Source organism: Candidatus Cybelea sp., assembly GCA_036489315.1.
Classification (GTDB): Bacteria; Vulcanimicrobiota; Vulcanimicrobiia; order Vulcanimicrobiales; family Vulcanimicrobiaceae; genus Cybelea.
Map to the genome: position 1 here is coordinate 1 of DASXFZ010000029.1, position 24,079 is coordinate 24,079.

Below are 24,079 nucleotides of genomic sequence, written 5' to 3' on the forward strand. Positions count from 1 at the left end.
TGGCGCTGGCAGCGAGTGGAGGCATAATCGTGGAGATCATTGGAACGAACTTTACGCTTGCGCTGGGCTCCTGGCGTCTGCGCTTCGTGCTGGCGATCGAGGATAGCGACGAAAAGCTGAAGGAGCGAGTCGCACCTCCCCATCGCTTGCGCGTCGTCCCCGAAGACGAATTCGTCCGCTGACGCTTGGCGTACGAGCGAAAAGGTTGGAATGAACGGCGTTACAATACAAAGCCCGTCCGTACGGCGGGACGGGCGTACTTGAATCCGTCCTTGCCGACGGTGTAGAGATAGATGTTCGGAATGAGCGGATCGCCGCTGATGTTGAAGGCGAACTGTCCGACGAGCGCCGTAAACGTACCGCCGTGCTGTAAAGACGTTAGAAGCGAGGTCTTCGTCGTGGCACCTCCACGCTGCGAGGCGGCGATGATCAGCTGTCCGGCGGCGTAACCGAACGCGGAGAACGCCGTGATCTGCGTCACCTCACGCTGAAAATCTGCGACGAGCTGCACGGCGCTCGTAACGCGATCGAGCGGCGGCATCGGTGAGGCGACGTAGGCGCCGTCGAGCGTCGTTGCGTAGGTCGCGATCGTGTCGCTGTTGTAGAAGCCGTCCGACGCGCCGAAGTCGCCGGTGTATCCGGCCAGCCGAAGCGCGAGCGCGATCGGCCCCATTTCGGCGGTCTTGCCGCTGAGGAAAACGTAGCCCGGGGCGCGGTCGAAGATCGTTCGCGCGGCTTGCGCGGGATCGGTCTTGTCCAGCGGAAAAAGCAGCAGTTCCGAGGAGTGATGCCCGTTTCGGGCCTCGGCGACGAAGCCGCGCGCGACGTCGTAGCCGTAGTCGCCGTCGAAGGCGACCGCAACGGTCGAAACGCCCCGCTTTCCGTCGAGGGCCGATCCGGCGAAAAGGCGGCCGGCCGTGCTGTCTTTTGCCGGCAGCCGGTAGACGTTGTGGTACCCGCGCCCGGTAACGGCGTCGGCCGTGACGGTCGGGACGATCAGCGCAAAGCCCATATTGGCGTATCGGGAGAGCGCCGCCAGCGTCATCGCGGCCGTTAAATTCCCAACCACGCCGACGACGGTCGAGTCGGCCGCCGCGACGTTGGCATTCGAGGCGGCGAGTCCGCCGTCGTTTCGATCGTCCAACGGTTTCAAACCCCACACGTTGCCGATCGGGGCATGGAAACGATTCTGCTCGTCGACGGCGGCTTGCACGCCTTTGACGACTTCGTTGCCGTATTTCGCCAAGGCACCCGAGAGCGTCACGTTGACGGCGATCGTCAGCTGGGGAAGAAAATTGTTGAGCTGATTGATCGGTTGAGCCGGAACGATCTGCGCGGGCGCGCGCGCAGTCGTCGCGGCCGTCGCGGTCGCCGCGGCAAGAAAAGCGCGCCGCTTCATCGATACGCGCCCAATGTCGTCGCCAAAAAGAAGACCGAAAAGATCATGTTCGAGAGAAAGACGCGCTCGTTGATGACGAACAAATTGGCGCCGCTGCGAAATAGGTGCTCTTCATAGAGAACCAAGACCGCGACGGCGACGACGCCGAGATAGTAAGGGCGCCCGGCGCCGTCCAGGATGCCGGCCCACGCCAGCAGGCCGAGCATTCCCAGATGCAGAGCAATGGGTACGAGCCGGCCGCTGCGCTCGCCGAAGCGAGCCGGCAGCGAGCGAATCCCCTGCGCGCGATCGACTCCGAAGTCCATCAGCGCGTAGATGATGTCGAAGCCCGCGACCCAGATCGTCACGGCGGCAAAGAGCGCAACCGCCGACGGCGTAATCCTCCCGGCAATGCCGACGTAGGCGCCAAGGGGAGCGAGACCGTCGACGGCTCCCAGCACGAAATGAGTCAGCCACGTGAAGCGCTTGCAGAGCGGATAGATCAGCAAGAGCACGACAGCGATCGGCAGCAGCTTGAGGCACAGTGGGTTTAGCATCCACGCTGCCCATAAAAGAATGCTGAGGCCGATGGCCATCGCCCACAGCATGCTCGAAGGCGGCAGCGACCCGCTAGCGAGCGCTCGCCTTTGCGTCCGGGGGTTTTGTGCGTCGATCTCGCGGTCTAAGAACCGATTGGCCGCCATCGCCGCGGTGCGCGCCCCGAGTACCGCCAGCGTGATCCACGCCAGCTTTGCCGGCGCGGGAAGTCCGTGCGCCGCGAGAATCGCGCCGACGTAGGCGAAGGGCAAAGCAAAGAGCGTGTGCTCGATGCGGATCTCGCGCAAGAAAAGACGAATCCCGTTCAAACGCACCCTTACGGTTCGTTTCGCGACTGCATCAGCCGTTCGTAGGCGTGCATGCCTTGCCCGGACCACGGATCGGGACGCAGCGCCTTCGCGATACGGTCGAGCCCGTAGGCGCTCCAGCGCTCGCTAACGAGGCGGCGAGTCGCGGCGTCCATCAGCATCTCCGGCGGCCATTCCCGCGTGTATCCTTCGGACGCGTCTTTACGGGTCGCGTCGATGCCGATCTTCGTGCCGTACGCGATGCTGTAGGAACCATGGTCGAGGTCGTCGACCGGCCCCGGCATCGTCACCACGTCGCGCTCGGGCGCGAGGTTGTTGAGCACGGACCACGCGACCTCGCGCGTTTGCGAGACGTCGACGTCGGCGTCGACCACGATCAAGACGCGCGTGAGCATCATCATGTGCCCCAATCCCCAGAGCGCGTTCATCACCTTCTTCGCCTGACCCGGATAGGTTTTGCGAATCGAGACCAGGGCGAGATTGTGGAAGCCGCCTTCGACCGGGAGGTTCATGTCGACCACCTCGGGCAGCATCGCCTGCAGCAACGGCAGGAAGATGCGCTCCGTGGCCTTGCCCAGCCACGCGTCTTCCATCGGCGGTTTGCCGACGACGGTAGCGGCGTAGATCGGTTTGCGGCGGTGCGTAATGCACGTAACGTGAAACGTTGGATAACGGTCGGCCAAGCTATAGACGCCGGTGTGATCGCCGAATGGGCCTTCGAGCCGAAGGTCTTCGTTGTCAACGTAACCTTCGAGGACGAACTCAGCGTCGGCCGGCACGAGGAGGTCGACCTGCTTGGCCGGCGTTAGCTCGACGGGCTTTCCGCGTAAGAGGCCGGCGAACGCAAACTCGTCGAGCAGCGGCGGAAGCGGGGCGGTCGCCGCGTAGGTGAGCACCGGGTCCGTGCCGATGGCGACGGCGACCGGTACTCGCGTGCCCCAGGCATCGGCGTGTGCGCGTCCGTGTTTGTGCCGCTGCCAGTGCATGCCGGTCTCCGTCGCGCCGTACACTTGCATGCGATACATTCCGACGTTGGTGCGCCCGCTGTGCGGGTCTTTCGTGATGACGAGCGGCAACGTGATGAACGGCCCGGCGTCCCGCGGCCAGGTCGTCAAGACCGGCAGCTTCGTCAAATCGGGCTTCTCCATGACGACATCCTGCGCGCTCCCTGCGTTGACGGTCTTCGGGATCGCGTTTGCGAGCGGCGCGAAGGCCAGTGCACCGCCGATCTTCTCGACGATCGATCCGCTGGGCGGGCGCATCGCCGTCAGCGCGGCAACGCGCGCCGCGACTTCGTCGAGGCTCGCGGCCCCCAGCGCCATGGCCATCCGGTGCGCGGTTCCGAACTGATTGGTCAAAACGGGGAAGCTGGATCCTTTGACATCGGTAAAGAGCAGCGCCGGGCCGCCCGCCTTCACCACGCGGTTGGCGATCTCGCTGATCTCGAGCCGGGGATCGACCCTTTCCGAAACGACGTGCAGTTCGCCGGCCTTGCGCAACGCTTCGACGAACGCCTCGAGCGAACGGAATGCCATGGCGCCGTCCTTATGCGCGGGGCGGCTTAACCCTCGCGCGCCGGAAAGGCCGCGACGAAACGCGCACCGCCGCGGGACGAGTCGTCGACGACGACTCCGCCTCCGTGCGCCGACGCGATCCAGCGGACGATGGCCAGGCCGAGGCCCGCACCGGAACCGTCGTTTGAAAGCCGGTAGAAACGCTCGAAGACGCGTTCCCGATCGTCGCGCGGGACACCGACGCCGTCGTCTTCGACGACGATCTCACAGACGCGGCCGTTGCATCGCGAACGAATGCCCACGGTCCGGCGAGCGTGGCGGATCGCATTTTCAAGCAGGTTGCGCACCAGTTCGCGCAAGCGGCGTTCGTCGCCGTCGACGATGGCGCTGCCTGCGCTTACGTCGAGCGTGACGCCGCGTGCGTCGGCAAGCGGCTGCGTTTCGCGCGACGTGAGGTTGACGATCGCGGCAAGATCGAGCGGTTCGCAGTGCAGCACGCGCTGTGCCGGATCTCGCGCCAGCGTCAGCAGGTCGGTGACGACGTCGGCGGCCTCGAGCGCGGTTCGTGCGATCGTCTCGAACGCCGTGCGGCTCTCTTGCGTAGCGTTCGCGCGCGCGGCTTGCGCGACCGCGGCGATCGCCGTGAGCGGCGAGCGCAGCTCGTGCGCGGCGTCACCCGTAAAGCGGCGTTCGCGCTCGCGTGCCGCTTCGAGCGGCGCGATCGCCGTGCGCGCCAATAGGTACGAAGCGACCGCTACGACGACTACCAGCGGCAAGTCGAATTCGGCGATCGTTGCCACGACGCGATGCATTGCCGCCGCGAACCCGGCGCTCGCCTCCGGCGTATTGAGTGCCGGGCCGAGCATCGAGCTGTATTCACGGGCAATGAAAGCGTAGGCGCCGATGCTCAGAGCTGCAAGGACGCAAATGAAAACGCAGAGGTAGAGTGCTGCCGTGCGAACGACTAACGAGGCGCGAATCAACCTTTCGTCTTTCGAAGGGATTGGCGAGGGAGCCTCCGGGACGGCTCCCGGAGCCGGCGAGCTACGCCTTCACGCGATATCCGATGCCCCAGACCGTCTCGATGATGCCTCTTGCGCCGAGCTTCCCGAGCTTTCGGCGCAGCTGGCTGATATAGACGTCGACGATGTTGCTCGATCCGTCAAAATCGTAATCCCAGATGCGTTCGACGATCTGCGCGCGAGAGAGGGCGATGCCGGCGTTGCGTGCGAGGAACTCGAGGAGGCGAAACTCCGTCGCCCCCAACGCGACGGGCTTGCCTTCGTACGTGACGTTACGCGCAGCGAGATCGACACGCAGCGCGCCTACGTCGAGGACGCCGAACAGGGGCCGTTCGCCGCGACGCAGCATCGCGCTTACGCGCGCGATCAGCTCCTCCTCGACAAACGGCTTCACGAGATAGTCGTCGGCGCCGCAGTTGAGACCGGCGACCCGGTCTTCGACCGCATCGCGCGCGGTCAGCATGAGGATCGGCGTCTGGACGCCGGCAGCCCGTGCGTTGCGCGCGAGAGTAAAGCCGTCGAGCCCTGGGAGGCCCACGTCGACGACCGCGACGTCGTACGTGCGGCTGACCAGATGGTCGAGCCCGGTCTCGCCGTCCGAGACGACGTTGGCCGCGTACTTTCGCGTCTCGAGCATTTTGCGGATCGAGTCGGCGACCGCGGCGTTATCTTCTACTACGAGTATTCGCATTGTTGTCCTAGTTTTTCAGCGGTCCGGGGAAGGCGATCGTGAAGGCGCCGCTGAGGAACGGATGTTGCCCCGGCGGTTGAACCTCTTGCAGCAAGACCCGGCACGGAGCGATCTGGACCGCAGCGTAATAAACGAAGTCACGGTTGATGAACGGGTTCGCATATGCGTCGTAACGCAGGCCGAAGTAGGCGTGCGGAATCGGATAGTATTTCAGGCGCACATATCCACCCGTTGAATGCTGGTTGGTCAGAAGCCCGTCGGCGTCGTGGTCGTCGCCGTACCACTGTTCGGCTTGGAGATCGAGATCTCCGTAGCTGGCGTGGGCCATCAGTCCGTACCGTTCGTACAGGTCGGCAAAGGGCAGGCGGCCTGACGGCAAGACGCCGAGCGTGCCGCCCAGCGCGGTCCCGCCGATTTCGAAGAGGCTCTTGTTGCTTTGGGCGAGCGTCTGGCGCAGCCAGAGGCTAAACTCCGGGCTGCTGTTCCAGGTCGTCTCGCCGGTTGGGACCGGTTTTCCCCCGTAGGGTGCTCCCTGGAAAGAAGCGAACGCGACGACGCCGTCGACGCGGAGGTTGCCGACCGTCTTCTCCGCCATCAGGCCCCAGCGCGGCGACGAAAGCGGAAGGTTGTTCAAGCCGACGTGCGCGCCGTAGTAGCCGTACTGCTCGAGATCGTCGAGGCGCTGCCCCGGCGACTGCGTGAGCGGAAGCTCGAAGAGTCCCCCGCGAACGAGCGTCTTCGTGTGCTCGTCATAGCCGGCGGCAAAGAGGAGGTAGGTGCCGCTCGGTCCTCCGGCTGCGCCCAGACTGTAGTGCAGAAACGTGGTGATCGGTCCGAAGTTTGCACTGCCGAGGACGATGCCGCCCCCCTGCCACTGGCGGGAACCCGACGCCGGATGCTGGTCGTACTCCATCTGATAACGAATCGCGAAGACGGTCGTGCCGTGCTCGGGCAGCGGCAGACGATATCCATGATTGCGAAAGTAGTTTCCGAACGCGTTGAGTTCGGGAAGGACGCTGTGGCACTGACCGCATTTCAGATGATAGCGTTGCGCAAAGATCGGAATCGCGCTCGCCGGCGCGCAGGCCATTCCTACGAGGAGTACCGCGAGCGCTGCGACAGCGGTGCTATTGCGCAATGATCGCCGCTCGCATCGGTGCGCCGTAGTGGAAGAAACAGCCGAAGAGATAGGTACCGGCGCGATCGACCGCGATGGTCTGCGAGGACGATCCGGCCTGGAGCGCTCCGCTGCTGAAGCCGCCCGAGAGGCTCGTTCCGTGTTGCTGCGTTGCCGAGATGCCGAAGGGCGATCCATCGGGGAACTGCGTTGCATTCGGAATCTCCGTTGCGGTGTGCGCGAAGCTGTCGGTATTCGTGAAGTGGATCTCGGAGCCGACCGCGACGTTCGTAATGGCGGGAGTATAGCCGCCGCTTTCGCCATACGCCGTTTTCACCGGCTGGCTGAGCGTAAGATTGACGTCGATCGTGGCGCCGCCGCTGCCGCCGCTGGCGACCGGCGTTCCGCCGGCCGTGCACGCGGCAAGCAGCAGCGCGAGCATCGAGAGGAGGATCCGGCGGCTCATCGCTGTGTGATCCAGCGCCGGCCGGCAAAGGCTGCGACGAGATCGTCGTCGAGAGCTGTTGAGGCCAGCATCGTCTGCGCGAGCTCGCCCGAAGAGTTGAATGCGTAAACAAAAGTAGAATGACGATCGTGGATGCCGTGCTCTCCCTCTTCGGAGATCACGTTGAAGGCGCGCATTATTTTGTGGACGTTCGATTTCGATCCGCCCGCGACGATCCAATAGCGAGGGTCGGCGTTGAAGCGATGCGCGAGCACTTGCATGTCGTGCGGTGAATCGTGTTCGGGGTCGAGGGTAATGGTAAGCAATTTCCCCTCCAGATGACGGTGCTGCATTTGTTCGGCCGCCTGCTGGAACTGAGCGTTGACGAGTGGGCACGCGTCGGTGCAGTGAGCGGCGATGAAGGTCACCGCGAGCGGTTTGCCGCGCAACGACGAGAGCGTGAAGGGACGGCCCCGCTGGTCGATGAGCTGCGGCTCGCCGGGGGCACTTGTCGCTTTCGGGGCTGGTTTGGGAGCACGAGGTTCGTAACCGCCGCTGCCGGGCGAGGCGCTCGGACCGGGCGTCGCGCCGGCGACGACCTCGATGACGTCCCGCATCTCGAACTCGATATAGTGGAACGCGCAGCCGATGAGGTACGTACCCGGGTTCGTCAGTTTGACCTTGACGCTCTTTCCCGGATTGATCGTACCGCTGGCGTAGTTGGAGCCTAACACGCCGTTGCCGCTGGGAGAGAAGGAGAGGCTCGGATCTTTCGGCCACTTCGCCGGCGGCGAACTCGCGACGGCAATGACGTTGAGCGTGTGCGGCGTGGTCGACGAAAGGTTCGTCACCGCGACCGTAGCTCCGGGAGGATAGGCCAACACCTGTGAGGTCTTGTTTTGAGTGTAACCGCTGACGGTTCCCCAAACCGGATCGTCTTCGACGCCGATGGTTCCGGTTGGAATGCCGACACCGATGCCCTTCGAGGGCGGCGGGGAGGGCGTAGGCCCTCCACCACCGCTATTGATGCTGCCGAGACCGCCGCCGTTCGTGCAGGCAGCGATCGCGCCGGCGGTTACGAGCGCGAAGGCCGCAGCAAGTGTTGGAGACTTCACTGTCCCGGCGGTGTCGCTTGCGGGCCGGGAGTCGCCTTGGCTTTCACGACGATGACGTCGCGCATTCCGTCTTGATAGTGAAAGGCACAGCCGAACAGGTAGGTGCCGGCCTTCGATAGCATGACGCTCACCGACTTGCCGGGCGACAGGACGCCGCTCGCGAACTTCGGCCCCAGAACGCCGCCCCCGCGCGCGTTCGTGGTCAGCGACGGACTGCTCGGGAACTTGGCCGGGGCCTTTTTGATCTTTTTCACGACGTTCATCGTGTGCGAGATGTTTTTAGAGAGATTCTCCAGCGTGATTTTCGTGCCGGTCGGGAAGCCGAGGGCTTGCGAGAACTTCGTCTGGGTGAAACCGCCGAGCGTCGCCTTCCAGTGTGGATCGTTGATCGCTCCAAGGCCTTCGCTGGGCAGTTCCTCGCCGATTGTGTCCTTCGGCACGGTCGCGAAGACGGTGACGTTTTGATTGTACGACGGAAGGAGCACGGTATTGGCACCCGATGCGCCGGTTCCGGTACCGCCGCCGGCGCAAGCCGCAAGTGAGGCGGCGGCTATCGCCAAAGAGAGACCCGCGAGTCGTGTTGACATGAAACCTCCAAGAGAGTGTCGATTGTGCTCGCTAGGGTAGCCCGGCCGGATGAAAAAAGTATAAAGACCTTTTTTGCTCAGGGAACCCGGATCGAATCGCGCATCGCAGCCGCGATATTTTGCAGGGCCGGGTCTGCACCGGCGTCGCTGCAGGCTCGTTCGAAGGCACTGCGTGCGGCCGCATGCTCTCCCTCTCTCAGGAGCACGACCCCGAGCGCGAATCGCGCCCGAGCATAGGCCGGCGCGAGCGCTAACGCGCTGCGCAGTTCTCGCTCCGCCGCATCATAGCGTCCCAGGCGCTCTTCGGCGAGTGCGAGGTCGTAGTGAGCGACCGCATAGGAGGCATTTGCATGGAGGAGTTTTCCGAAGTCTTGGCGCGCGGTTACCGCGTCGCCGGCGTGCAACGCGACGATTCCGCGCGAGTAGAGCGCGCGCGCCGAGTCCGGATCGAGGGTGACGTAGCGGTCGGCGGTCGCACGCGCCTCGCCGATGTCGCCGCGCGCGAGATCGACGGCGATGAGATTGGCCATGGCGGCCAAGAAACCGGGATCGAGCGCCAGCGCCGCGCGCAGTTCGCGTGCGGCGTCGTCGTTGTGCCCGTCGTTTGCGTAGGCGATCGCGAGATCGTACCGGGCCGTCGAGCCTTTGGGTTCGGGCGGATCGAGTGCGACGATTCGTTCAAACTCGGCGATTGCCGATTTCCAGTCGTTGCGGGATAAGGCGCTCAGCCCGATCCTAAAGCGCTCCTCGACCTCGCGTTGCGTTGCGAGCGTTCGAAGCGCGGGCTCAGAGGTCGTGCGTGGAAGCGGACGAGACGTCGAATACGTTTGTCCCGTTGCCGCAGCCGTCATCAGACCGGTGAGTACGGCGCCGGCAAGCAGAACGCGCATCGTTCACGGATTACCCGCGCCGGCAGGGAGTTCGGCCTGGCGCCATCCGGTAGAGGACGCCGCGCGCTCCGGTTTGCACTCCCATCCGGTCCGGCCGGCCGAAGTAATGGGGCCGAGCATCGCGGGGGCCGCCGATGGGGTCAAAACGCCCGCGATTGCGTCCTCGAGCGACTCTGCCCCGGCTACGGCAAAGTGGCCGCAAGCGATGAGGAGTGCGAGCAGCACAGAAACGACGACGGGATGGAGCGGGGTTCTTGACACTCCTTCCATCATAGCCGAAAGTCTAAAGAATCCGTGAACCTCCCGCATAACGGCGCGGCGGCGCTCCTTTTGGTGATGCTGGTGGCGCTCCCCGCGCGGGCTGCGGCTCCGTTGGTTGTGGGCGCCGTCCGAGATCAAGGCGGAGTCCCTATCTCCGGCGCGAGCGTCGAGGGGCGGCGGTTCGGAGCCCCGCCGGTACTCGCAACGACCGATTCTTCCGGTACCTTTGCGATCGATGCGGCGGGCATCTCATCGGTCGTCATCCGCTGCCGGTACTGTGCTGCAGCCCAGGCGGGGGTACGCGAGGGCGAGCCGGTCGTCGTCATCGTCCGCCGGTATGCGGCGCTCGCGAGCGACGCGCCCAACGCTTCGGATATCGAGAGCCTCCCGTACGCAAACGTCGAGTCTATCCTCGGATTGCGTCCCTTTACGCTGCTGGCGCAGAGCCAGAGCCCCTATCCCGGCTCCCGCGTCAGCGACCGCGGGCTCTCGCCGGACGGATCGCTGCTGGTCGACGACGGCTCTCCGAACTACGACATCGTCGCCGGCGGCTCTCCCTACGCGCTGATCCCCGCGCAGTTCGAGCGCAGCGCCGCGCTGCAGCCTGCGAGCAATGCGTTTCTCTATGGTGATCAGGCCGCCGGCGGCATTGCCGACCTTAACCCTTTCGTCAGCGATTCGAACTGGCAGGTTGCAAGCGTTGGGAGCGATACAATCGCCCGCGCGCAGGTGGGTTCCGACGCAGCGGGCGCGGTGTTCGGAGCGTTCAGCAACGATACCGAGTCGCGCCAGCGCGGTGACGTGTCGGCGACTTGGTCTCCGGGCGGCGATCAAACGCTCGCATTCACCGGCGGAAGCGAACAGGGGCGGACCTTCGGAACGCCGCTGTCGAATTACGCGGGAAGCTACTCTTTCGTCAACGCGACCTATGCGAATCCGCAGCTCGAGAACCTGTACGCCTCGGCGGCTGTAGACCGGGGAAACTATACGTTCGGCTCGGCGGCGTACTCGGCCGCCGCGATCTGGTCGGACTCGAACGTTCTGATCGGTGCGCACACGTCTGGCGCGGTCTCGGCGTTCGCCGATCTCGGACTGCGGCTCTCCACCGGCCTCTACGATCAGCAGGCCGGGTGGTCGCTGTTGCCTAGCATCGGCGCTACGCTCTCGCAGTCGCGGCTCGACGCCGGCATTCACGCGACCGGCGCCGGCTACGATGTCAAAGCCGGCCTCGGTGCCTTTTGGATAGATTATGGAGGCGGATTGTACGGCGTGTCGCAGCCGGCAAAGACCACGCTGGCCGCGCCGTCCTTGCAGGCGCAGCTCTTTCCCGAGGGTCGCTGGAGCCTCAATATCCAGGGCAGCGGCTCGTTTACGCTCCCGACCTTCCTCGAGCAGTACGATTACATCGACTACCCGCCGACGTCGGTGCAGCTCGAGCGCAACGAGCTCGTCGCCGGAGCCTTAACGTACACGGATCTTTCCCGCGTTCGCGTTTCGTTCGAGGAGGCCTCACAGCGGGTTACCGGGGTTACCACCGGTACGATTACCTCCGCCGGGCTGGCCGCGACCTGGCAGGTGACGCCCGAGCTCGCGCTGCGCGCGTGGACGATGCACGTTACCGACACGGTGACGCCGTTCGTCGTCGCGGGTTACGATGAAGGCTCGGCGCCGACCGTCAATGCGATGTGGTTGACGTACGAAGCGCGCAGCCCGCTTCGCTTCGACCTCATCTACCGGCGAGATCTCCTTGACGGCACGCCGTTCTATCACGTCGACGGTGACGTTTCGGGACCAATTGCCGCACGGCTGCGGTGGTTTGCCGGCGTGGAGGATCGCATGCATCGCACGTTCCTCGATGTCGGATTGCGCTTCGGCGGTCAGTGATCCGCTACGCAATCCTCCACGCGTTTACCTATTCGTCTTCGTGACGCCCCTGCGTTCGGCGGCGGCGGCGCATCGGGGGAGCCCCGGGCGCACTAGCGCTCGGCGCAGCGTCACGCGGTGCGGCGTCACGCGGTGCGGCGTCACGCGGTGCGGCGTCGCGGGGTGTGAACTCGCGCGGAGTGAACTCGCGCGGGGCGCGGCCGCCCGGATCGCCGTTGCCCGAAACGCCACCCATCAGCGCCTTTCGGGAGAGGTTGAGGCGTCCTTGGCCGTCGATCTCCATAACCTTTACCATCACCTCGTCTCCGACTTTGACGACGTCCTCGACCTTGTCAACCCGGTTCGGCGCGAGCTGGCTGATGTGCACGAGGCCCTCCTTGCCGGGAAGGATCTGCACGAATGCGCCGATCGCGATGATCCGGGTAACCGTGCCGCGATAGGTCTCGCCGACGACGACCTCTTTGGTGAGGTTCTCGACGATCTCTCTGGCTTTGTCGCCCGACGCGCCGTCGAGCGACGTGATGAAGACGCTGCCGTCGTCCTCGATGTCGATCTTCTCGACGCCGGTGTCGGCGATGATCTTGTTGATGACCTTTCCGCCGGGACCGATGACGTCTTTGATCTTCGCCGGATCGATCTTGATCACGATCATTCGCGGTGCGTACTGCGAGAGCGCTTCGCGCGGCTGCGCGATCGCCTCGGCGAGCTTGTCGATGATGAAGTAACGCGACTTGCGGGCTTGTTCCATCGCTTCTCGCATGATGGCGATCGTAACGCCTTGGACTTTGATGTCCATCTGGATCGCGGTGATGCCCTTGCGCGTGCCCGCCACCTTGAAGTCCATCTCGCCCAGCGCGTCCTCGAGACCCTGGATATCGGTGAGGACGGTGTACTTGTCGCCCTTGAGAATCAAGCCCATTGCGACGCCGGCGACGTGCTCGCGAATCGGCACGCCGGCGTCCATGAGCGCTAGCGACGAGCCGCAGACCGACGCCATCGACGACGAACCGTTGGATTCGAGCACCTCGCTCATCAGGCGCAGCGTGTACGGGAACTCGTCCTTCGGCGGAAGCACGGGAACGAGCGCGCGTTCGGCAAGATGCCCGTGGCCGATCTCGCGGCGGCCGGGTCCGCGCATCGGGCGCGTCTCACCGACCGAGTATGGCGGAAAGTTGTAAAAGTGCATGTAGCGCTTGTTTTCGAGCGCGACGATGCCGTCCAGGCGCTGCGCGTCACTCGTGGAGCCGAGCGTCGCCGCCGTAAAGACCTGCGTTTGACCGCGGGTGAATATTCCCGACCCGTGCACGCGGGGCACGTAGTGCACCTTGCACCAGATCGGACGGATCTCGTCGGGTTTACGGCCGTCCGGCCGGACTTTTTCATCGACGACCATGACGCGAAGCTCTTCCTCTTCCATGGCCTTGAGGATCTTGCCGAACTCTTTTACGGTAAGCGGAGCTTCGAGGAGCGCTCGCACGTTCTCGTCCTTCTTGCCGCAACGCGCGATCGCTTCGTCGACGGTAATCTCGCCGAACGCCTCCTCGCGCTTTTGTTTGTCGACGATCCGCATCGCTTTGGCGATGTCTTTTGCAAACGACTTTCGCACCCACTTGTCGAGCGTCGCATCGACCGTGAGGAGCGGGAACTCGCGTTTTTTCTTGCCGTTCTTCTTTGCAAGCTGATCGATCGCTTTGACGATCTTGCGAATTTCGGCGTGCGCGAATTCGACGGCAGCGAGAAAGTCTTCCTCGGCAATTTCGTGGCCGCCGCCTTCGACCATCATCACGGCGTCGGCGGTACCGGCGATCACGATGTCCATGCCGCCGCTTTCGTACTGCGGCAGCGTCGGATTGCAGATCAACTTGCCGTCTTCGTCACGCCCGACGCGGACCGCGGCTACCGTCTTGTCGAACGGAATGTCGCTCAGCGCGAGTGCGGCGCCGGCAGCGCAGACGCCGAGCACGTCGGCATCGAGTTCGGGATCGATCGAGAGCACGGTCGCGACGACCTGCACGTCGTTGCGGAAACCATCTGGAAAGAGCGGGCGGATCGGCCGGTCCATCTGACGGGAGCTGATCACGGCATGCTCGGGGGGACGCCCTTCACGCTTGATGTACCCGCCGGGAATCTTTCCGGCTGCATACATCTTCTCTTCGAAATCGCAGGTGAGGGGGAAGAAGTCGATGCCTTCGCGAGGCTTTTCGGACGCGGTCACAGCGCAGAGCACGACATTTTGGTCGCCATAACGAACCAGAGCGGAGCCATTTGCTTGCTTCGCGAGCTCGCCGGTTTCGATGACCATCGTGCGCCCGCCGACCGTCAATGTTACGGATTCGGGCACGGTGTCTCCTAAGTTAGTATGTATTATTACTTTTGATTAACCGCGCCGGATTCGGGCTGGGGCGGTGGGCGCCCTGCCGCGCGGGAACCTCCAAGGCTCCCGAGGTTCCGCTGTGCCGCGGCTTGTATTACGCCTCCCATGCAGAGCCTTACGACTGAGGATTTGACCGCCTTAGAACTCAAAGCCAACGACATACGTCAGGGCATCATTCGCTCGCTGCTGGCCGCGGGGTCCGGGCACTCGGCCGGTCCGCTGGACATGTCGGACGTTTTTACGGCCCTTTACGGGCGTCTGATGCGGCACGATCCGAAGAATCCGCAGTGGCCGGACCGCGACCGGCTGCTGCTGTCGTGCGGCCATATCGCCCCGGTCCGGTACTCGGCGATGGCGAACTTCGGCTACTTCCCGGTCGAAGAGCTGCTGACGCTGCGCAAGTTTGGCTCCCGCCTTCAGGGCCACCCGGAACGAGTGAGCTTGCCCTCGGTCGAGACGACCTCCGGGCCGCTCGGCGAGGGTCTCGCGCAGGGCGTTGGGATGGCCTTGGGGGCGAAGATGGATGGTAAGGATTTTCACGTCTGGGTCGTCACGTCGGACGCAGAGCATCAGTGCGGTCTGCACTGGGAAGCGGTTCTGACCGGCGCAAAGTTCAAGCTCGATAACCTCACGGCGATCGTCGATCGCAACTTCATTCAAATCGACGGCAGCACCGAAGACGTGATGCCGCTCGAACCGTTCGCCCAGAAGTACCGCGCCTTCAACTGGGAGGTGTACGAGTGCGACGGCAACGATATCGCAGAGTTCATCGAAACGGCGCAGCGCGCGCGATCCTATGAAGGAAAACCGCAGGTGATCATTGCCAACACGATTCCGGGTAAGGGCGTCTCCTATATGGAGGGCGATTACCTCTGGCACGGCAAGCCCCCGAACAAGGAGCAGGCCGACGAGGCACTGCGCGAGCTGGCCGCCGACCGCGAACGGATCTTGGCCCATGAGTAGCGGCACGGGCGTGCGGGAAAGCGCACAGACGATGCACCTGGTCGATTATCGCAGCCCCGACCTCAAGATGGTTCCGACCCGCAACGGTTTCGGAGAGGGCTTGATCGAGGCCGGCTCCCGCAATCACGACGTCCTGGGCATCTGCGCCGATCTTTCCGAGTCGACGCGCTTCGAGGGCTTTAAGAAGGCGCACCCCGATCAGTACATCGAGATCGGCGTCTCCGAGCAGATGCTCGTTGCGATGGCAGGCGGTCTGGCGGCGGTCGGCAAGGTCCCGTGGATCGCAAGCTACGCGATGTTCAATCCGGGTCGCTCGTGGGAGCAAGTGCGCACGATCATGGCGCTCAACGAGACAAACGTGAAGATCGCGGGCGCGCACGCCGGCGTCTCAGTCGGTCCGGACGGCGCGACGCACCAAGCGATCGAAGATATAGCGATCATGCGCGTTATCCCGCATATGACGGTTGTCGTCCCCTGCGATTCGGTGCAGACGAAAAAAGCCGCACTCGCGCTCTCCGAGATGTGGGGACCGGTCTACCTTCGTTTCGGGAGAGACAAATCGGCGGTGATCACCACCGACGAAACGCCCTTTGAAATTGGTAAGGCGCAGACGTTCCGCGAGGGCGCCGACGTTGCCATTCTTGCCTGCGGGATCCTCGTCTACAACGCGTTGATCGCCGCCGACCGGCTCGCCAAGGACGGCATCGAGTGCCGGGTGATCAACAATCACACCGTCAAGCCGATGGACGAAGCCGCCGTCGTCGATGCCGCGCGCCGCTGCGGCGCGGTCGTCACGGTCGAAGAGCACCAACGGGCCGCCGGCATGGGCTCGCGCGTCGCCGAGATTCTCGCGCAGCAATCTCCCGTGCCGATCGAGTTCATCGGTGTCGACGACCGCTTCGGACAATCCGGCGACCCGGCGGAGCTTATCGAGTATTACGGAATGGGCGTCGACTCGATTGTCGCCGCCGCCAAGAAAGCGCGCGCAAGGAAGACGTAGTTCATCCCAATCTCGTTGTCGCCGCGGGCCTCGATTACCATAGTAAACGTCGGCCCGCGGCTCCTAGAGCTTGGGCGAACTACGCCTTTCTGGAAGTCCGAACGCCATTAGAAGCGTTTTCTTTAGCGGCGCAGGCCGAGGTCGGCGATGAGGCTGCGATACCGTTCGAGGTTTTTCTGGTGCAGATAGTTGAGCAAGCGGCGGCGTTGTCCGACCTGCAGCAGCAAGCCGCGCCGGCTGTGATGATCCTTTTTGTGAATCTTGAGATGCTCGGTCAACGAGTTGATCGATGCGGTGAGCATCGCGACCTGCACTTCGGCCGAACCGGTATCGTTCGATCCGCGGCCGTACTTGGCGGAGAGCTCCGCCTTGGTTTCCTTGGTGAGCGGCACGAGTAAAACTCCTTTGAGCAGGATGGTCTCGCTCGGGTACAGCGTGCTCGTTGCCGTCCCGGCGACCGGCTTAGGATAGCAAAGGCTCCGATAGGGCGCAAGGTGAGTTCGGGCAAGCGCAAAAGCGCTCGTGCATGGACTTACGAATAGCGGGAAAAACGGCGCTCGTCACCGGCGCCTCCTCGGGGCTGGGGGAAGCGGTCGCGCTGGCGCTGGCAGGCGAGGGCGTTAAGCTGGCGCTCGCGGCGCGGCGCGTCGATCGACTCGAGACGGTCGCGGCCAACGCCCGCAAGCTCGGGGCGCCGCAGGCGCGCGCCTTCGAGCTCGATCTCCAAGATTCGGACTCGGTGGCCTCCGCGATCGCCGCGGTCACCAGCGGCTGCGGGCATCCCGATATCGTCGTGCTCAATGGCGGCGGCCCTAAGGCCGGACGCTTCGGCGATCTCACCCTTGCCGACTGGGACGGCGCCTACCGCCTGTTGCTGCGCGGGATGCTCCAAGTACTCGCGGCCGTGGTCCCGCCCATGCGGGCCAACCGCTGGGGCAGAGTCGTCGCCCTGACCTCGACCTCGGTCAAGCAGCCGATCGATAACCTCTTGCTCTCCAACGCGTTTCGAACCGCGCTCGTGGCGACCTTGCGGACGCTGGCCGCCGACGTCGCGCCCGACGGAGTGACGGTCAACTCCATCGCGACCGGGCGCATCGAAACCGCTCGCTTGCGCTCGCTTTACGGCGACGACGAGGCCAAACTGCGTGCCGCCGGCAGCGAAGTACCGATCGGCCGGGTTGCCACCCCGGCCGAGTTTGCGCCGCTACCCGTTTTTCTCTGCGGCGAGCCTGCTGCGTATGTCACGGGCCAGGATCTCGGTGGACGGCGGCTTGACCCGTGGCCTTTTCGGCTAGCGACAAGCAAAGGTCGGCTTCCCGGCGGCTTCGAATGACCCGGCCGATATGCAGGGAGTTGAGGGAAAACGCGTGGCCGCGCTGATCGGCGATGGTTTCGAAGAGATCGAGCTCATAGAGCCGCGGCGGGCGCTCGAGGAGGCCGGTGCGATCGTGACGGTCGTCGGTACCGACGAGCGAGCGCGCCAGCGCATTCGTGGAAAACGCGGCTTGGACGACGGTCAGAGCCTTCGGGCCGAGGAGCTCGTCGGCGATTGCACCGCTGAAGACTTCGACGCGCTGCTGATTCCCGGAGGCAGCTCGCCGGATCGGATTCGGATGGATCGCGAAGTCCAGCGTTTCGTCCGCGATATCGATGCGCTCAAAAAGCCGGTGCTCGCCATCGGTCACGGAGCGCAGGTGCTGATTTCGGCACAGCTGGTGCGCGGGCGGCAAGTGACCGGCGTGCATTCGATCGCCGACGACATCCGCAATGCCGGCGGACTCTATCGCGATCAGCCTACCGTCTCGGATTCCAACTGGGTAACGACGCGAGGCAGCGAGGATCTCGCCCAGTTCAATCGCGCGGCACTCGAGAAGCTGGCGACGGCGATCCCCGTCGCGCCCGTAACGTAAAAAGCGCGCCCAGCCCCGCTACGGTCTCGGGGCCCAGAGGGGATCCCAGCGCGCCAGCGTTTCGCCGTACTGCCGCAGCGCGGCAAACGCGACGATGGCACAAAACGCGAACTCGGGGAGAACGAGCCGCTCGGCGACGCCCAGCGAATACGCGACAACGCTCGTCAAGCAGGCCAACACCACGTAGAGCGCGCGCGTCCAGCCGAGCCGGACCGTTGCCGAGAGCGCCACGAGCGAACAGGCGATGACCGCCGGCGATACGGCCAGCAGCGTCGCAGCGGCGTCGGGCGAGCCGCGGGCGATTTGAACGCCGGCGTAGACAATCGTCGCCAGTAGGCCGGCTGCACACGGGACGGCCGCCTTCGCCCGCGCAAGCTCGCGGCCGAAGAGCGGTGCGCTCTGCTCGCAGCGGTCGAGGTGGGGATGCCGTCCCGGCGTCTGATCGAGCGCGATCGCGACGGCGAGCAAGGAGCAGCAAAAAAGCGGCGCCGTGACGCCTGCCGGCTGTACGAGCGCCACCAGCACCGCGACGGAGCACGCGTAGAGCACCAGGCGGCGAGAGACGTACAGCCGCGCTTGGAACATTGCGGCAAAGGCGCGCGAGGTCACGTAAATGCCTGCGCGGCGGCGGCGTGCGCGTGCGTCGAAAGCAGCGCGCAATCGCCGGCGACGTCCAAGATCTGCCGGGCATACGCCGCCTGCGGCCGATCGATCACCAGCAACTGCGGCATACCGATCAGCGCGCCGATCAGTGGATATGCAAAAGCCTCGTGCATGCCCTCGAGGCGCTCGCGCAGACTCGCTGCATGGCCCTGCGCCCGCCGCGCCTCGACGTTCCACAGCGCGGCACGATAGGCGATGTAGCGGCCAAACGCGGTGTCGTCGAGCGCGAGGGGCTCGTGCGGCACGAATCCCGCGATGCGTTTGCAATGCACGGACTGCACGCGCGGATCGTAGTCGCCGATCAGCACGCTTCCGCTCGACGCCTTCGCAATCGCGGCAGCCATTAGCGCGACGATCGTCGCTTCCAACGGCGTCTCGAAGTTCAGAGCGGCGCGTTGGCCGCCGGCCAGCTCGAGCGTAACCGGGCCGCCCGAGACGGCGGCATTCGTGAAGAACGCCTTCCTCATGCGCAGCAGCGCCATCGCGGCAAGAGCATTCCACGAAGGCGGCCAACTCACTGTCGTGCCCACGAACGCGGAGGTCGCGCAAAGACTGCTGGAGATTCGGACGCTGATGGAGCTGGCGGGCGAATCCTTTTATAAGTACAGCGCCTATGAAAAGGCGGCAGCCTCGATCGAGAACGCTCCCCCGCTAGCCGATCTCGTCGCCGCCGGGGAGCATCGAAAGCTTGCCGGGATCGGCAAGACGATCGCCTGCGCCGTCGAGCAGCTGGTCGCGTCCGGCACGTGCGATCAGCTCGAGGAGCTTTACTTGCGCTACCCGCGGACCCTGATGGAGGTCCTCGGCGTCAGCGGAATCGGTACGAAGACCGCGGCGATGCTTTTCACGGATTACGGCATAGCCTCGCTTGCCGATCTGGAAGCCGCCGTCGCTGCCGGAACGCTTCTCGGCGTCCCTCGACTGGGAAGCAAGACGATCGAGAATTGGAAGCGCGGCATTCTTGCCTATCGGGGGCGGCAGCAGCGAACGCCTTTGCCCAAGGCCTTAGCCATCGCCCGCCTCGCCGTCGACTACCTCCGCGAGGGGCCGGCGCTCGAACGCCTCGCGTTTGCGGGCAGCCTGCGACGCAGCGAGGTGACCGTCGGCGACATCGACATCGTCTGCACCTCGCCGCAAGCGGCCGACGTGGTGGCGCACTTTGTCCGGTGGAAGAGCGCCGAAGCCGTTTTGGCGGAAGGGCCGACCAAAGCGAGCATTTGGCTGCGGGGCGGCCTGCAGATCGACCTGCGTGTCCTGCCCGACCACCTCTACGGTAATCTGCTGCAGCATTTCACCGGGTCGCGGGACCACAACATCAAGCTTCGCGAGTACGCCGTTCGCCGCAGCCTGCGCGTAAGTGAAAACGGAATCCTCAACCTCGAAAACGGCGAGGTCACGACCTGCAGCAACGAAGCCGGCGTTTACGCGGCGCTGGGGATGCAGTACATCCCGCCCGAGCTGCGCAGCGGACAAGATGAGATCGAGTTCGCGCGCAACGGTGCAATCCCGGTTCTCGTCGACCTGCCGGATCTGCGCGGCGACTTCCACATGCACACCACTTATAGCGACGGCGACGACACGCTCGAGGCAATGATTGCGGCCGCCGCGGCTCGAGGCTACGAGTACCACGCGATCAGCGACCACTCCGGCGGCCGACGAAAATTCGGGATGGACGCCGCAGCGGTGCGACGCCAGCGGGAAGAGGTTCGCGCGCTAAGCGAGCGCTACGGGATCGCGACGCTCTGCGGCAGCGAGGTCGACATTCTGCCGGACGGCGCACTGGACTTCGACGACTCCGTTCTCGCACGGCTCGACATCGTGATCGCTTCGGTTCACACAGCGACGTCTCAATCGCGCGAGGAGATGACGGCGCGGCTGATCCGCGCCTGCGAGAATCCCTACGTTAACATCATCGGCCACCCGACCGGGCGCCGGTTCGAGGGATCGCCGGGCTACGAGTTCGACTACGATGCCGTATTCGCGGCGGCCGCGCGCACCGGAACCGCGCTCGAGATCGACGGACAGGCCGCACGCCTCGACCTTCCCGCGGCGCTGGCGCGCAAAGCCAAGAGTTTCGGCGTAACGTTCTCGCTCGATAGCGACGCGCATCGCACCGGGGACTTGAGCGCGACGGAGTTCTCGATCGGACAGGCGCGGCGAGCGGGCTTGGTCGCGGCCGACGTGCTTAACGCGCGGCCGCTGGCAGAGGTGCGCGCGTTCGTCGCGCGCAAACGCAGCGCCGCGTGATCGAGACGCTGAGCACCACCACGCCCGACGGCGCCGTCACCGGAGCCAGGTTCGTGCGCCCCGCGCAAGGCCGCGCGAAATGGACGAACCTCGTCTTCGTCCACGGCGTCGGTTCAACCGCGGCGATCTGGGATTCGCAGCTGGAAGCGTTCGGCGACGACTTCACCTCGATCGCCATAGAGCTGCGTGGAAACGGCGCGCTGCGGCCCGACCCCGCGCCGGCGCTGATCACGCGCAGCGGTTTTGCCCAGGACGTGCTTACCGTGCTCGACGAGCTCGGCGTCGAGCACTTCACGTTGGTTGGCTGCAGCCTCGGAGGCGTCGTCGCGTTCGAGTTATGGGGGCGGGTCGATCGCCGCTTCGACGCGCTCGCGACGCTCGGAAGCTTCGCGCGCTATCCCGATGGAGAGCGCGTCGCCGAGACTATTCGCGCGGCAGTGCTCGATGCCGGCAGCATGGCGGTCTTTGCACGGCGGCGCGCCGCACAACTGGGCTTGCCGCCGCAACGCATGGCCGAGACGATCGATCAGATGGCGTGCAAGTCGGTGCCTTCATACCTCGCGTCGACGACCGCCACGTGGACGGGCGACTACACGCCGATCCTGTCCTCGATCACCGTACCATCGTTGATCGCGTACGGCGAGTTCGATCCGGTTGCACCGCGCGAGCGCTCGGAGGAGATTGCCGCCGGCATCGGAGACGCAACCCTGGCCGCCGTACCCAACGCCGGCCACGTCGCCAACGCGGATAATCCAGCCGCGTTCAACGCAATGCTGCGCGATTTCTTGACGCGCCTGCATTCCTAAGGAACCTCGCGAGAAGCCCATGTACCGATCGTTCGGGCCGCTCGTCGCTACGATCGGCGCGCTCCTTCTGCTGGGCGTGACGCCCGCGCCGTTTGCGGGAGAGTCGCCGTGGAGCGATGCGCAGATTGCGTCGTTGGGTGCGCGGCTCGATCGCGCGCTGCGCGCTCCCGCGCTGCGTGGCGCACACGTTGGACTTCTCGCCGCCGATGCGCAGCGCGGCACCGAGCTCTACACGCACGATGCGGACGGCGAGTTCGCGCCGGCCTCGGCCTTTAAGCTGCTGGTCGGATCGGCGGCGCTGCGATATCTCGGAGCGAGTTTTACCTTCGTGACGACGGTGAGCAGCGATACGGCCATCGCCGGCGCAACGCTCCCTGGGAACCTCTATCTGCACGGCGGTGGCGATGCGCACTTGACCGCAAGCGACCTGCGTTCCGCGGCGGCGGCGCTTTTTGGGGCGGGCCTGCGCCGCGTCGACGGCGCGTTGATCACCGACGCTTCGCACGATGACGCGCAGCGCTATGCGCCCGGCTGGTCCTGGGACGATCTGCCCTACGGCTATGCGGCGGCCGTTTCCGCGCTCGAACTCGAGGACGGAACGGTGCACGTCTACGTCACCCCGGGTGCCGCCGCGGGTGCGCCGTCGACGCTGCGCATCGAACCGCAAAGCGATGCGTTCATTATCGAAAACCGGGTCACGACCGCAGTGGCGAGCGCCGACGACACCACCGACGTCGCGCGCCCTTGGGATTTGCCGTTGACGATCCGTATCGTCGGGAGTTACCCCGCCGGCGCGCCGGAATCCGACGACCTAACGCCGAGCGTTCCCGATCCGGAGCGCTATGCCGGCGACGTTTTCCTGCGCGCGCTGCGCGCCGTAGGCATCTCGGTCGCCGGCGGCGTTCGCAGCGGTGTTACGCCCGTAAAACGCAGTACGCTCTGGCGGCACGCCTCCGTGGTGATGCCCGAACTGCTCTCCGAATTCTGGCTCCCCAGCGATAATCTGATGGGCGAACTCTTTCTCAAGGAGCTGGGCGCATCGCACGCCGGCGAACCGGGAACCTACGCCAGCGGCATCGCGCTGGAAGAAGAGTACCTGCGATCGCTGCACATCGACCCCTCAACGGTCGCGATCGCGGACGGCTCGGGCCTCTCCGTGTACGATCGCGTCACGCCGCGCGACCTCGTGACGGTTCTGCGCAGCGACTGGAACGGTCCGGCGCGCGAGAGCGTGCTTGCGGCACTCCCGGTGGCGGGCGTACGCGGAACGCTAAAGAGCGACTTCACGGGAAGCCTTCTCGACGGAAAGGTGTACGCGAAGACGGGCTCGATGCGCCACACGCGAGCGCTGTGCGGATACATCGACGCGGCCGCTCACGGCCCGGTTGCGTTCTCGCTGCTCATCAACGGCTGGCTCGGCGATGACGACCCCGGCGGTGCCGCCGCCTTGGCGCGCGCCGAAGCGGACCTGCTCGCAGCCTTCCTCTCGAACTAGTCTCTCGAGGCGCGGATCCGCTGCTCGGCCGCGTAGAGGTTCGCACGATTGCCGCGCACGAAACCGGCGAGCGTAACGCCGAACTCCCGCGCCAGATCGACGGCCAGACTGCTCGGCGCGGAGACGGAACCGACGATTGGAATACGCGCCATCAAGCTCTTCTGCAAGATTTCATAGCTCGCGCGTCCGCTGACCAGGAGAATGCAGCGCGCAAACGGCAGGCGCCCGTTGAGCAGCCCCCAGCCGACGAGTTTATCGACGGCGTTGTGCCGCCCGACGTCCTCGCGCACGGCGACGACGTCGCCGTTTTCGTCGAAGAGTGCCGCCGCATGGAGTCCCCCGGTCGACGCAAAGACTCGTTGCGCGGCACGCATCCGCTCCGGCAGTTCGTAGAGCAGCGCGGGGTCGATCGCGACGTCATCGTCGATTGGCTCGACGCCGAGGTTCCGCAGGGAGTCGAGCTGCGCCCGCCCGCAGACGCCGCACGCGCTGCCGATCGTGAAATGGCGCTCGAAACGCGACAAATCGCCCGCGATCGTGCCGGGGCGGCACTCGATCGTCACGACGTTGTACTGCTGCTGCGGATCGAGCGCCGGATCCAAACAGTAGGTGATCTCCGCGATGTCGTCTCGCGAGCGAACGATGCCTTCGTCGTAGAGAAAGCCCGCCGCGAGCTCGAAATCGTTGCCGGGGGTTCGCATCGTTATCGCGAGCGTCCGCATCGCGGCGGCCTCACCCAAGCGCAGCTCGAGCGGCTCTTCAGTAACGATCTCGTCGCGTCTGCGCGTGCGTATTGCACCGTCGAGGGCAACGACCTCGCCTTCGACGATGCGGCCGGGACGCATCGCCTC

25 protein-coding genes are annotated in these 24,079 nt (G+C 64.9%); 9 read left to right on the forward strand and 16 right to left on the reverse strand.

The window, feature by feature from the left end; translation table 11 throughout:
- Nucleotides 1-182, forward strand: a 182-nt coding sequence (locus VGG51_07030) for a hypothetical protein (GenBank protein HEY1882775.1), incomplete at its 5' end; no start/stop codon positions are given.
- A gap of 38 nt (nucleotides 183-220) precedes the next feature.
- On the opposite strand, the gene VGG51_07035 is transcribed toward VGG51_07030, so the two are convergent.
- The 11 genes from VGG51_07035 to VGG51_07085 all read right to left on the reverse strand — a co-directional run bounded on the left by VGG51_07035 (nucleotide 221) and on the right by VGG51_07085 (nucleotide 9,886).
- Entirely contained in the window at nucleotides 221-1,399 is a 1,179-nt protein-coding gene (locus VGG51_07035; GenBank protein HEY1882776.1) for a branched-chain amino acid ABC transporter substrate-binding protein, read from the reverse strand.
- Nucleotides 1,396-2,244 carry a 4-hydroxybenzoate octaprenyltransferase gene (locus VGG51_07040; protein ID HEY1882777.1) on the reverse strand — a complete coding sequence of 283 codons (849 nt, stop codon included), beginning with the start codon at nucleotides 2,242-2,244 and terminating at the stop codon, nucleotides 1,396-1,398. Before VGG51_07040 ends, VGG51_07035 begins: the two co-directional genes overlap by 4 nt.
- An 8-nt stretch (nucleotides 2,245-2,252) precedes the next feature.
- Complete coding sequence (locus VGG51_07045) at nucleotides 2,253-3,779, reverse strand: menaquinone biosynthesis decarboxylase (GenBank protein ID HEY1882778.1); 1,527 nt, start codon at nucleotides 3,777-3,779, stop codon at nucleotides 2,253-2,255.
- Between the two features lie 26 nt (nucleotides 3,780-3,805).
- Nucleotides 3,806-4,741 (reverse strand): HAMP domain-containing sensor histidine kinase, encoded by a 936-nt coding sequence (locus VGG51_07050; GenBank protein HEY1882779.1) that lies wholly within the window; start codon nucleotides 4,739-4,741, stop codon nucleotides 3,806-3,808.
- A 61-nt stretch (nucleotides 4,742-4,802) separates the two neighbouring features.
- Nucleotides 4,803-5,471 carry a response regulator transcription factor gene (locus tag VGG51_07055; protein HEY1882780.1) on the reverse strand — a complete coding sequence of 223 codons (669 nt, stop codon included), beginning with the start codon at nucleotides 5,469-5,471 and terminating at the stop codon, nucleotides 4,803-4,805.
- A gap of 7 nt (nucleotides 5,472-5,478) precedes the next feature.
- On the reverse strand, nucleotides 5,479-6,561 hold the full coding sequence (locus tag VGG51_07060) for a hypothetical protein (GenBank protein HEY1882781.1): 1,083 nt from the start codon (nucleotides 6,559-6,561) through the stop codon (nucleotides 5,479-5,481).
- Nucleotides 6,562-6,598: 37 nt separating this feature from the next.
- Nucleotides 6,599-7,054, reverse strand: coding sequence for a plastocyanin/azurin family copper-binding protein (locus VGG51_07065; protein ID HEY1882782.1), 456 nt, complete (start codon nucleotides 7,052-7,054; stop codon nucleotides 6,599-6,601).
- Nucleotides 7,051-8,148 (reverse strand): SCO family protein, encoded by a 1,098-nt coding sequence (locus VGG51_07070; protein HEY1882783.1) that lies wholly within the window; start codon nucleotides 8,146-8,148, stop codon nucleotides 7,051-7,053. The genes VGG51_07065 and VGG51_07070 overlap by 4 nt, the downstream gene beginning before the upstream one ends.
- The gene (locus tag VGG51_07075) at nucleotides 8,145-8,735 is read right to left on the reverse strand and encodes a plastocyanin/azurin family copper-binding protein (protein ID HEY1882784.1); all 591 of its coding nucleotides are present in this window, start codon (nucleotides 8,733-8,735) and stop codon (nucleotides 8,145-8,147) included. Before VGG51_07075 ends, VGG51_07070 begins: the two co-directional genes overlap by 4 nt.
- Nucleotides 8,736-8,812: 77 nt before the next feature.
- On the reverse strand, nucleotides 8,813-9,625 hold the full coding sequence (locus tag VGG51_07080) for a tetratricopeptide repeat protein (protein HEY1882785.1): 813 nt from the start codon (nucleotides 9,623-9,625) through the stop codon (nucleotides 8,813-8,815).
- Nucleotides 9,626-9,628: 3 nt separating this feature from the next.
- On the reverse strand, nucleotides 9,629-9,886 hold the full coding sequence (locus tag VGG51_07085; GenBank protein ID HEY1882786.1) for a hypothetical protein: 258 nt from the start codon (nucleotides 9,884-9,886) through the stop codon (nucleotides 9,629-9,631).
- Nucleotides 9,887-9,919: 33 nt separating this feature from the next.
- On the opposite strand from VGG51_07085, the gene VGG51_07090 reads away from it, so the two are divergent.
- Nucleotides 9,920-11,770 carry a Plug domain-containing protein gene (locus tag VGG51_07090; GenBank protein ID HEY1882787.1) on the forward strand — a complete coding sequence of 617 codons (1,851 nt, stop codon included), beginning with the start codon at nucleotides 9,920-9,922 and terminating at the stop codon, nucleotides 11,768-11,770.
- A gap of 28 nt (nucleotides 11,771-11,798) precedes the next feature.
- Here VGG51_07090 and pnp read toward each other — a convergent pair whose 3' ends face one another.
- Nucleotides 11,799-14,111, reverse strand: coding sequence for a polyribonucleotide nucleotidyltransferase (gene pnp, locus VGG51_07095; GenBank protein ID HEY1882788.1), 2,313 nt, complete (start codon nucleotides 14,109-14,111; stop codon nucleotides 11,799-11,801).
- A 162-nt stretch (nucleotides 14,112-14,273) separates the two neighbouring features.
- On the opposite strand from pnp, the gene VGG51_07100 reads away from it, so the two are divergent.
- Nucleotides 14,274-15,107 (forward strand): transketolase, encoded by an 834-nt coding sequence (locus tag VGG51_07100; protein HEY1882789.1) that lies wholly within the window; start codon nucleotides 14,274-14,276, stop codon nucleotides 15,105-15,107.
- Nucleotides 15,100-16,107 (forward strand): transketolase C-terminal domain-containing protein, encoded by a 1,008-nt coding sequence (locus VGG51_07105; protein HEY1882790.1) that lies wholly within the window; start codon nucleotides 15,100-15,102, stop codon nucleotides 16,105-16,107. Before VGG51_07100 ends, VGG51_07105 begins: the two co-directional genes overlap by 8 nt.
- A 122-nt stretch (nucleotides 16,108-16,229) precedes the next feature.
- Here VGG51_07105 and rpsO read toward each other — a convergent pair whose 3' ends face one another.
- On the reverse strand, nucleotides 16,230-16,499 hold the full coding sequence (gene rpsO / locus VGG51_07110) for a 30S ribosomal protein S15 (GenBank protein HEY1882791.1): 270 nt from the start codon (nucleotides 16,497-16,499) through the stop codon (nucleotides 16,230-16,232).
- A 134-nt stretch (nucleotides 16,500-16,633) separates the two neighbouring features.
- Here rpsO and VGG51_07115 point away from each other — a divergent pair, with 134 nt between their 5' ends.
- Both VGG51_07115 and VGG51_07120 read left to right on the forward strand, forming a co-directional pair.
- A complete protein-coding gene (locus tag VGG51_07115; GenBank protein HEY1882792.1) occupies nucleotides 16,634-17,440 on the forward strand; it encodes an SDR family oxidoreductase in 807 nt (268 codons plus the stop codon).
- Between the two features lie 34 nt (nucleotides 17,441-17,474).
- Nucleotides 17,475-18,017, forward strand: coding sequence for a type 1 glutamine amidotransferase domain-containing protein (locus tag VGG51_07120; GenBank protein ID HEY1882793.1), 543 nt, complete (start codon nucleotides 17,475-17,477; stop codon nucleotides 18,015-18,017).
- Nucleotides 18,018-18,035: 18 nt separating this feature from the next.
- Here VGG51_07120 and VGG51_07125 read toward each other — a convergent pair whose 3' ends face one another.
- Nucleotides 18,036-18,626, reverse strand: coding sequence for a hypothetical protein (locus VGG51_07125; GenBank protein ID HEY1882794.1), 591 nt, complete (start codon nucleotides 18,624-18,626; stop codon nucleotides 18,036-18,038).
- Nucleotides 18,623-19,147, reverse strand: a complete 525-nt coding sequence (locus tag VGG51_07130; GenBank protein HEY1882795.1) for a hypothetical protein — start codon at nucleotides 19,145-19,147, stop codon at nucleotides 18,623-18,625. The genes VGG51_07125 and VGG51_07130 overlap by 4 nt, the downstream gene beginning before the upstream one ends.
- Between VGG51_07130 and polX the strand changes: the two genes are divergently transcribed.
- Genes polX through dacB form a run of 3 tightly spaced genes read left to right on the forward strand, consistent with a single transcriptional unit; the run spans nucleotide 19,128 to nucleotide 23,228 of the window.
- Nucleotides 19,128-20,927 (forward strand): DNA polymerase/3'-5' exonuclease PolX, encoded by a 1,800-nt coding sequence (polX, locus tag VGG51_07135; protein HEY1882796.1) that lies wholly within the window; start codon nucleotides 19,128-19,130, stop codon nucleotides 20,925-20,927. The two genes, VGG51_07130 and polX, sit on opposite strands and share 20 nt — an antisense overlap.
- Entirely contained in the window at nucleotides 20,924-21,733 is an 810-nt protein-coding gene (locus VGG51_07140; protein ID HEY1882797.1) for an alpha/beta hydrolase, read from the forward strand. Before polX ends, VGG51_07140 begins: the two co-directional genes overlap by 4 nt.
- A 19-nt stretch (nucleotides 21,734-21,752) precedes the next feature.
- Nucleotides 21,753-23,228: a D-alanyl-D-alanine carboxypeptidase/D-alanyl-D-alanine-endopeptidase gene (gene dacB / locus VGG51_07145; GenBank protein ID HEY1882798.1), complete on the forward strand. Its 1,476-nt coding sequence runs from the start codon at nucleotides 21,753-21,755 to the stop codon at nucleotides 23,226-23,228.
- Here dacB and fdhD read toward each other — a convergent pair.
- Nucleotides 23,225-24,073 carry a formate dehydrogenase accessory sulfurtransferase FdhD gene (gene fdhD / locus VGG51_07150; protein ID HEY1882799.1) on the reverse strand — a complete coding sequence of 283 codons (849 nt, stop codon included), beginning with the start codon at nucleotides 24,071-24,073 and terminating at the stop codon, nucleotides 23,225-23,227. The two genes, dacB and fdhD, sit on opposite strands and share 4 nt — an antisense overlap.
- Between the last annotated feature and the right edge of the window lie 6 nt (nucleotides 24,074-24,079).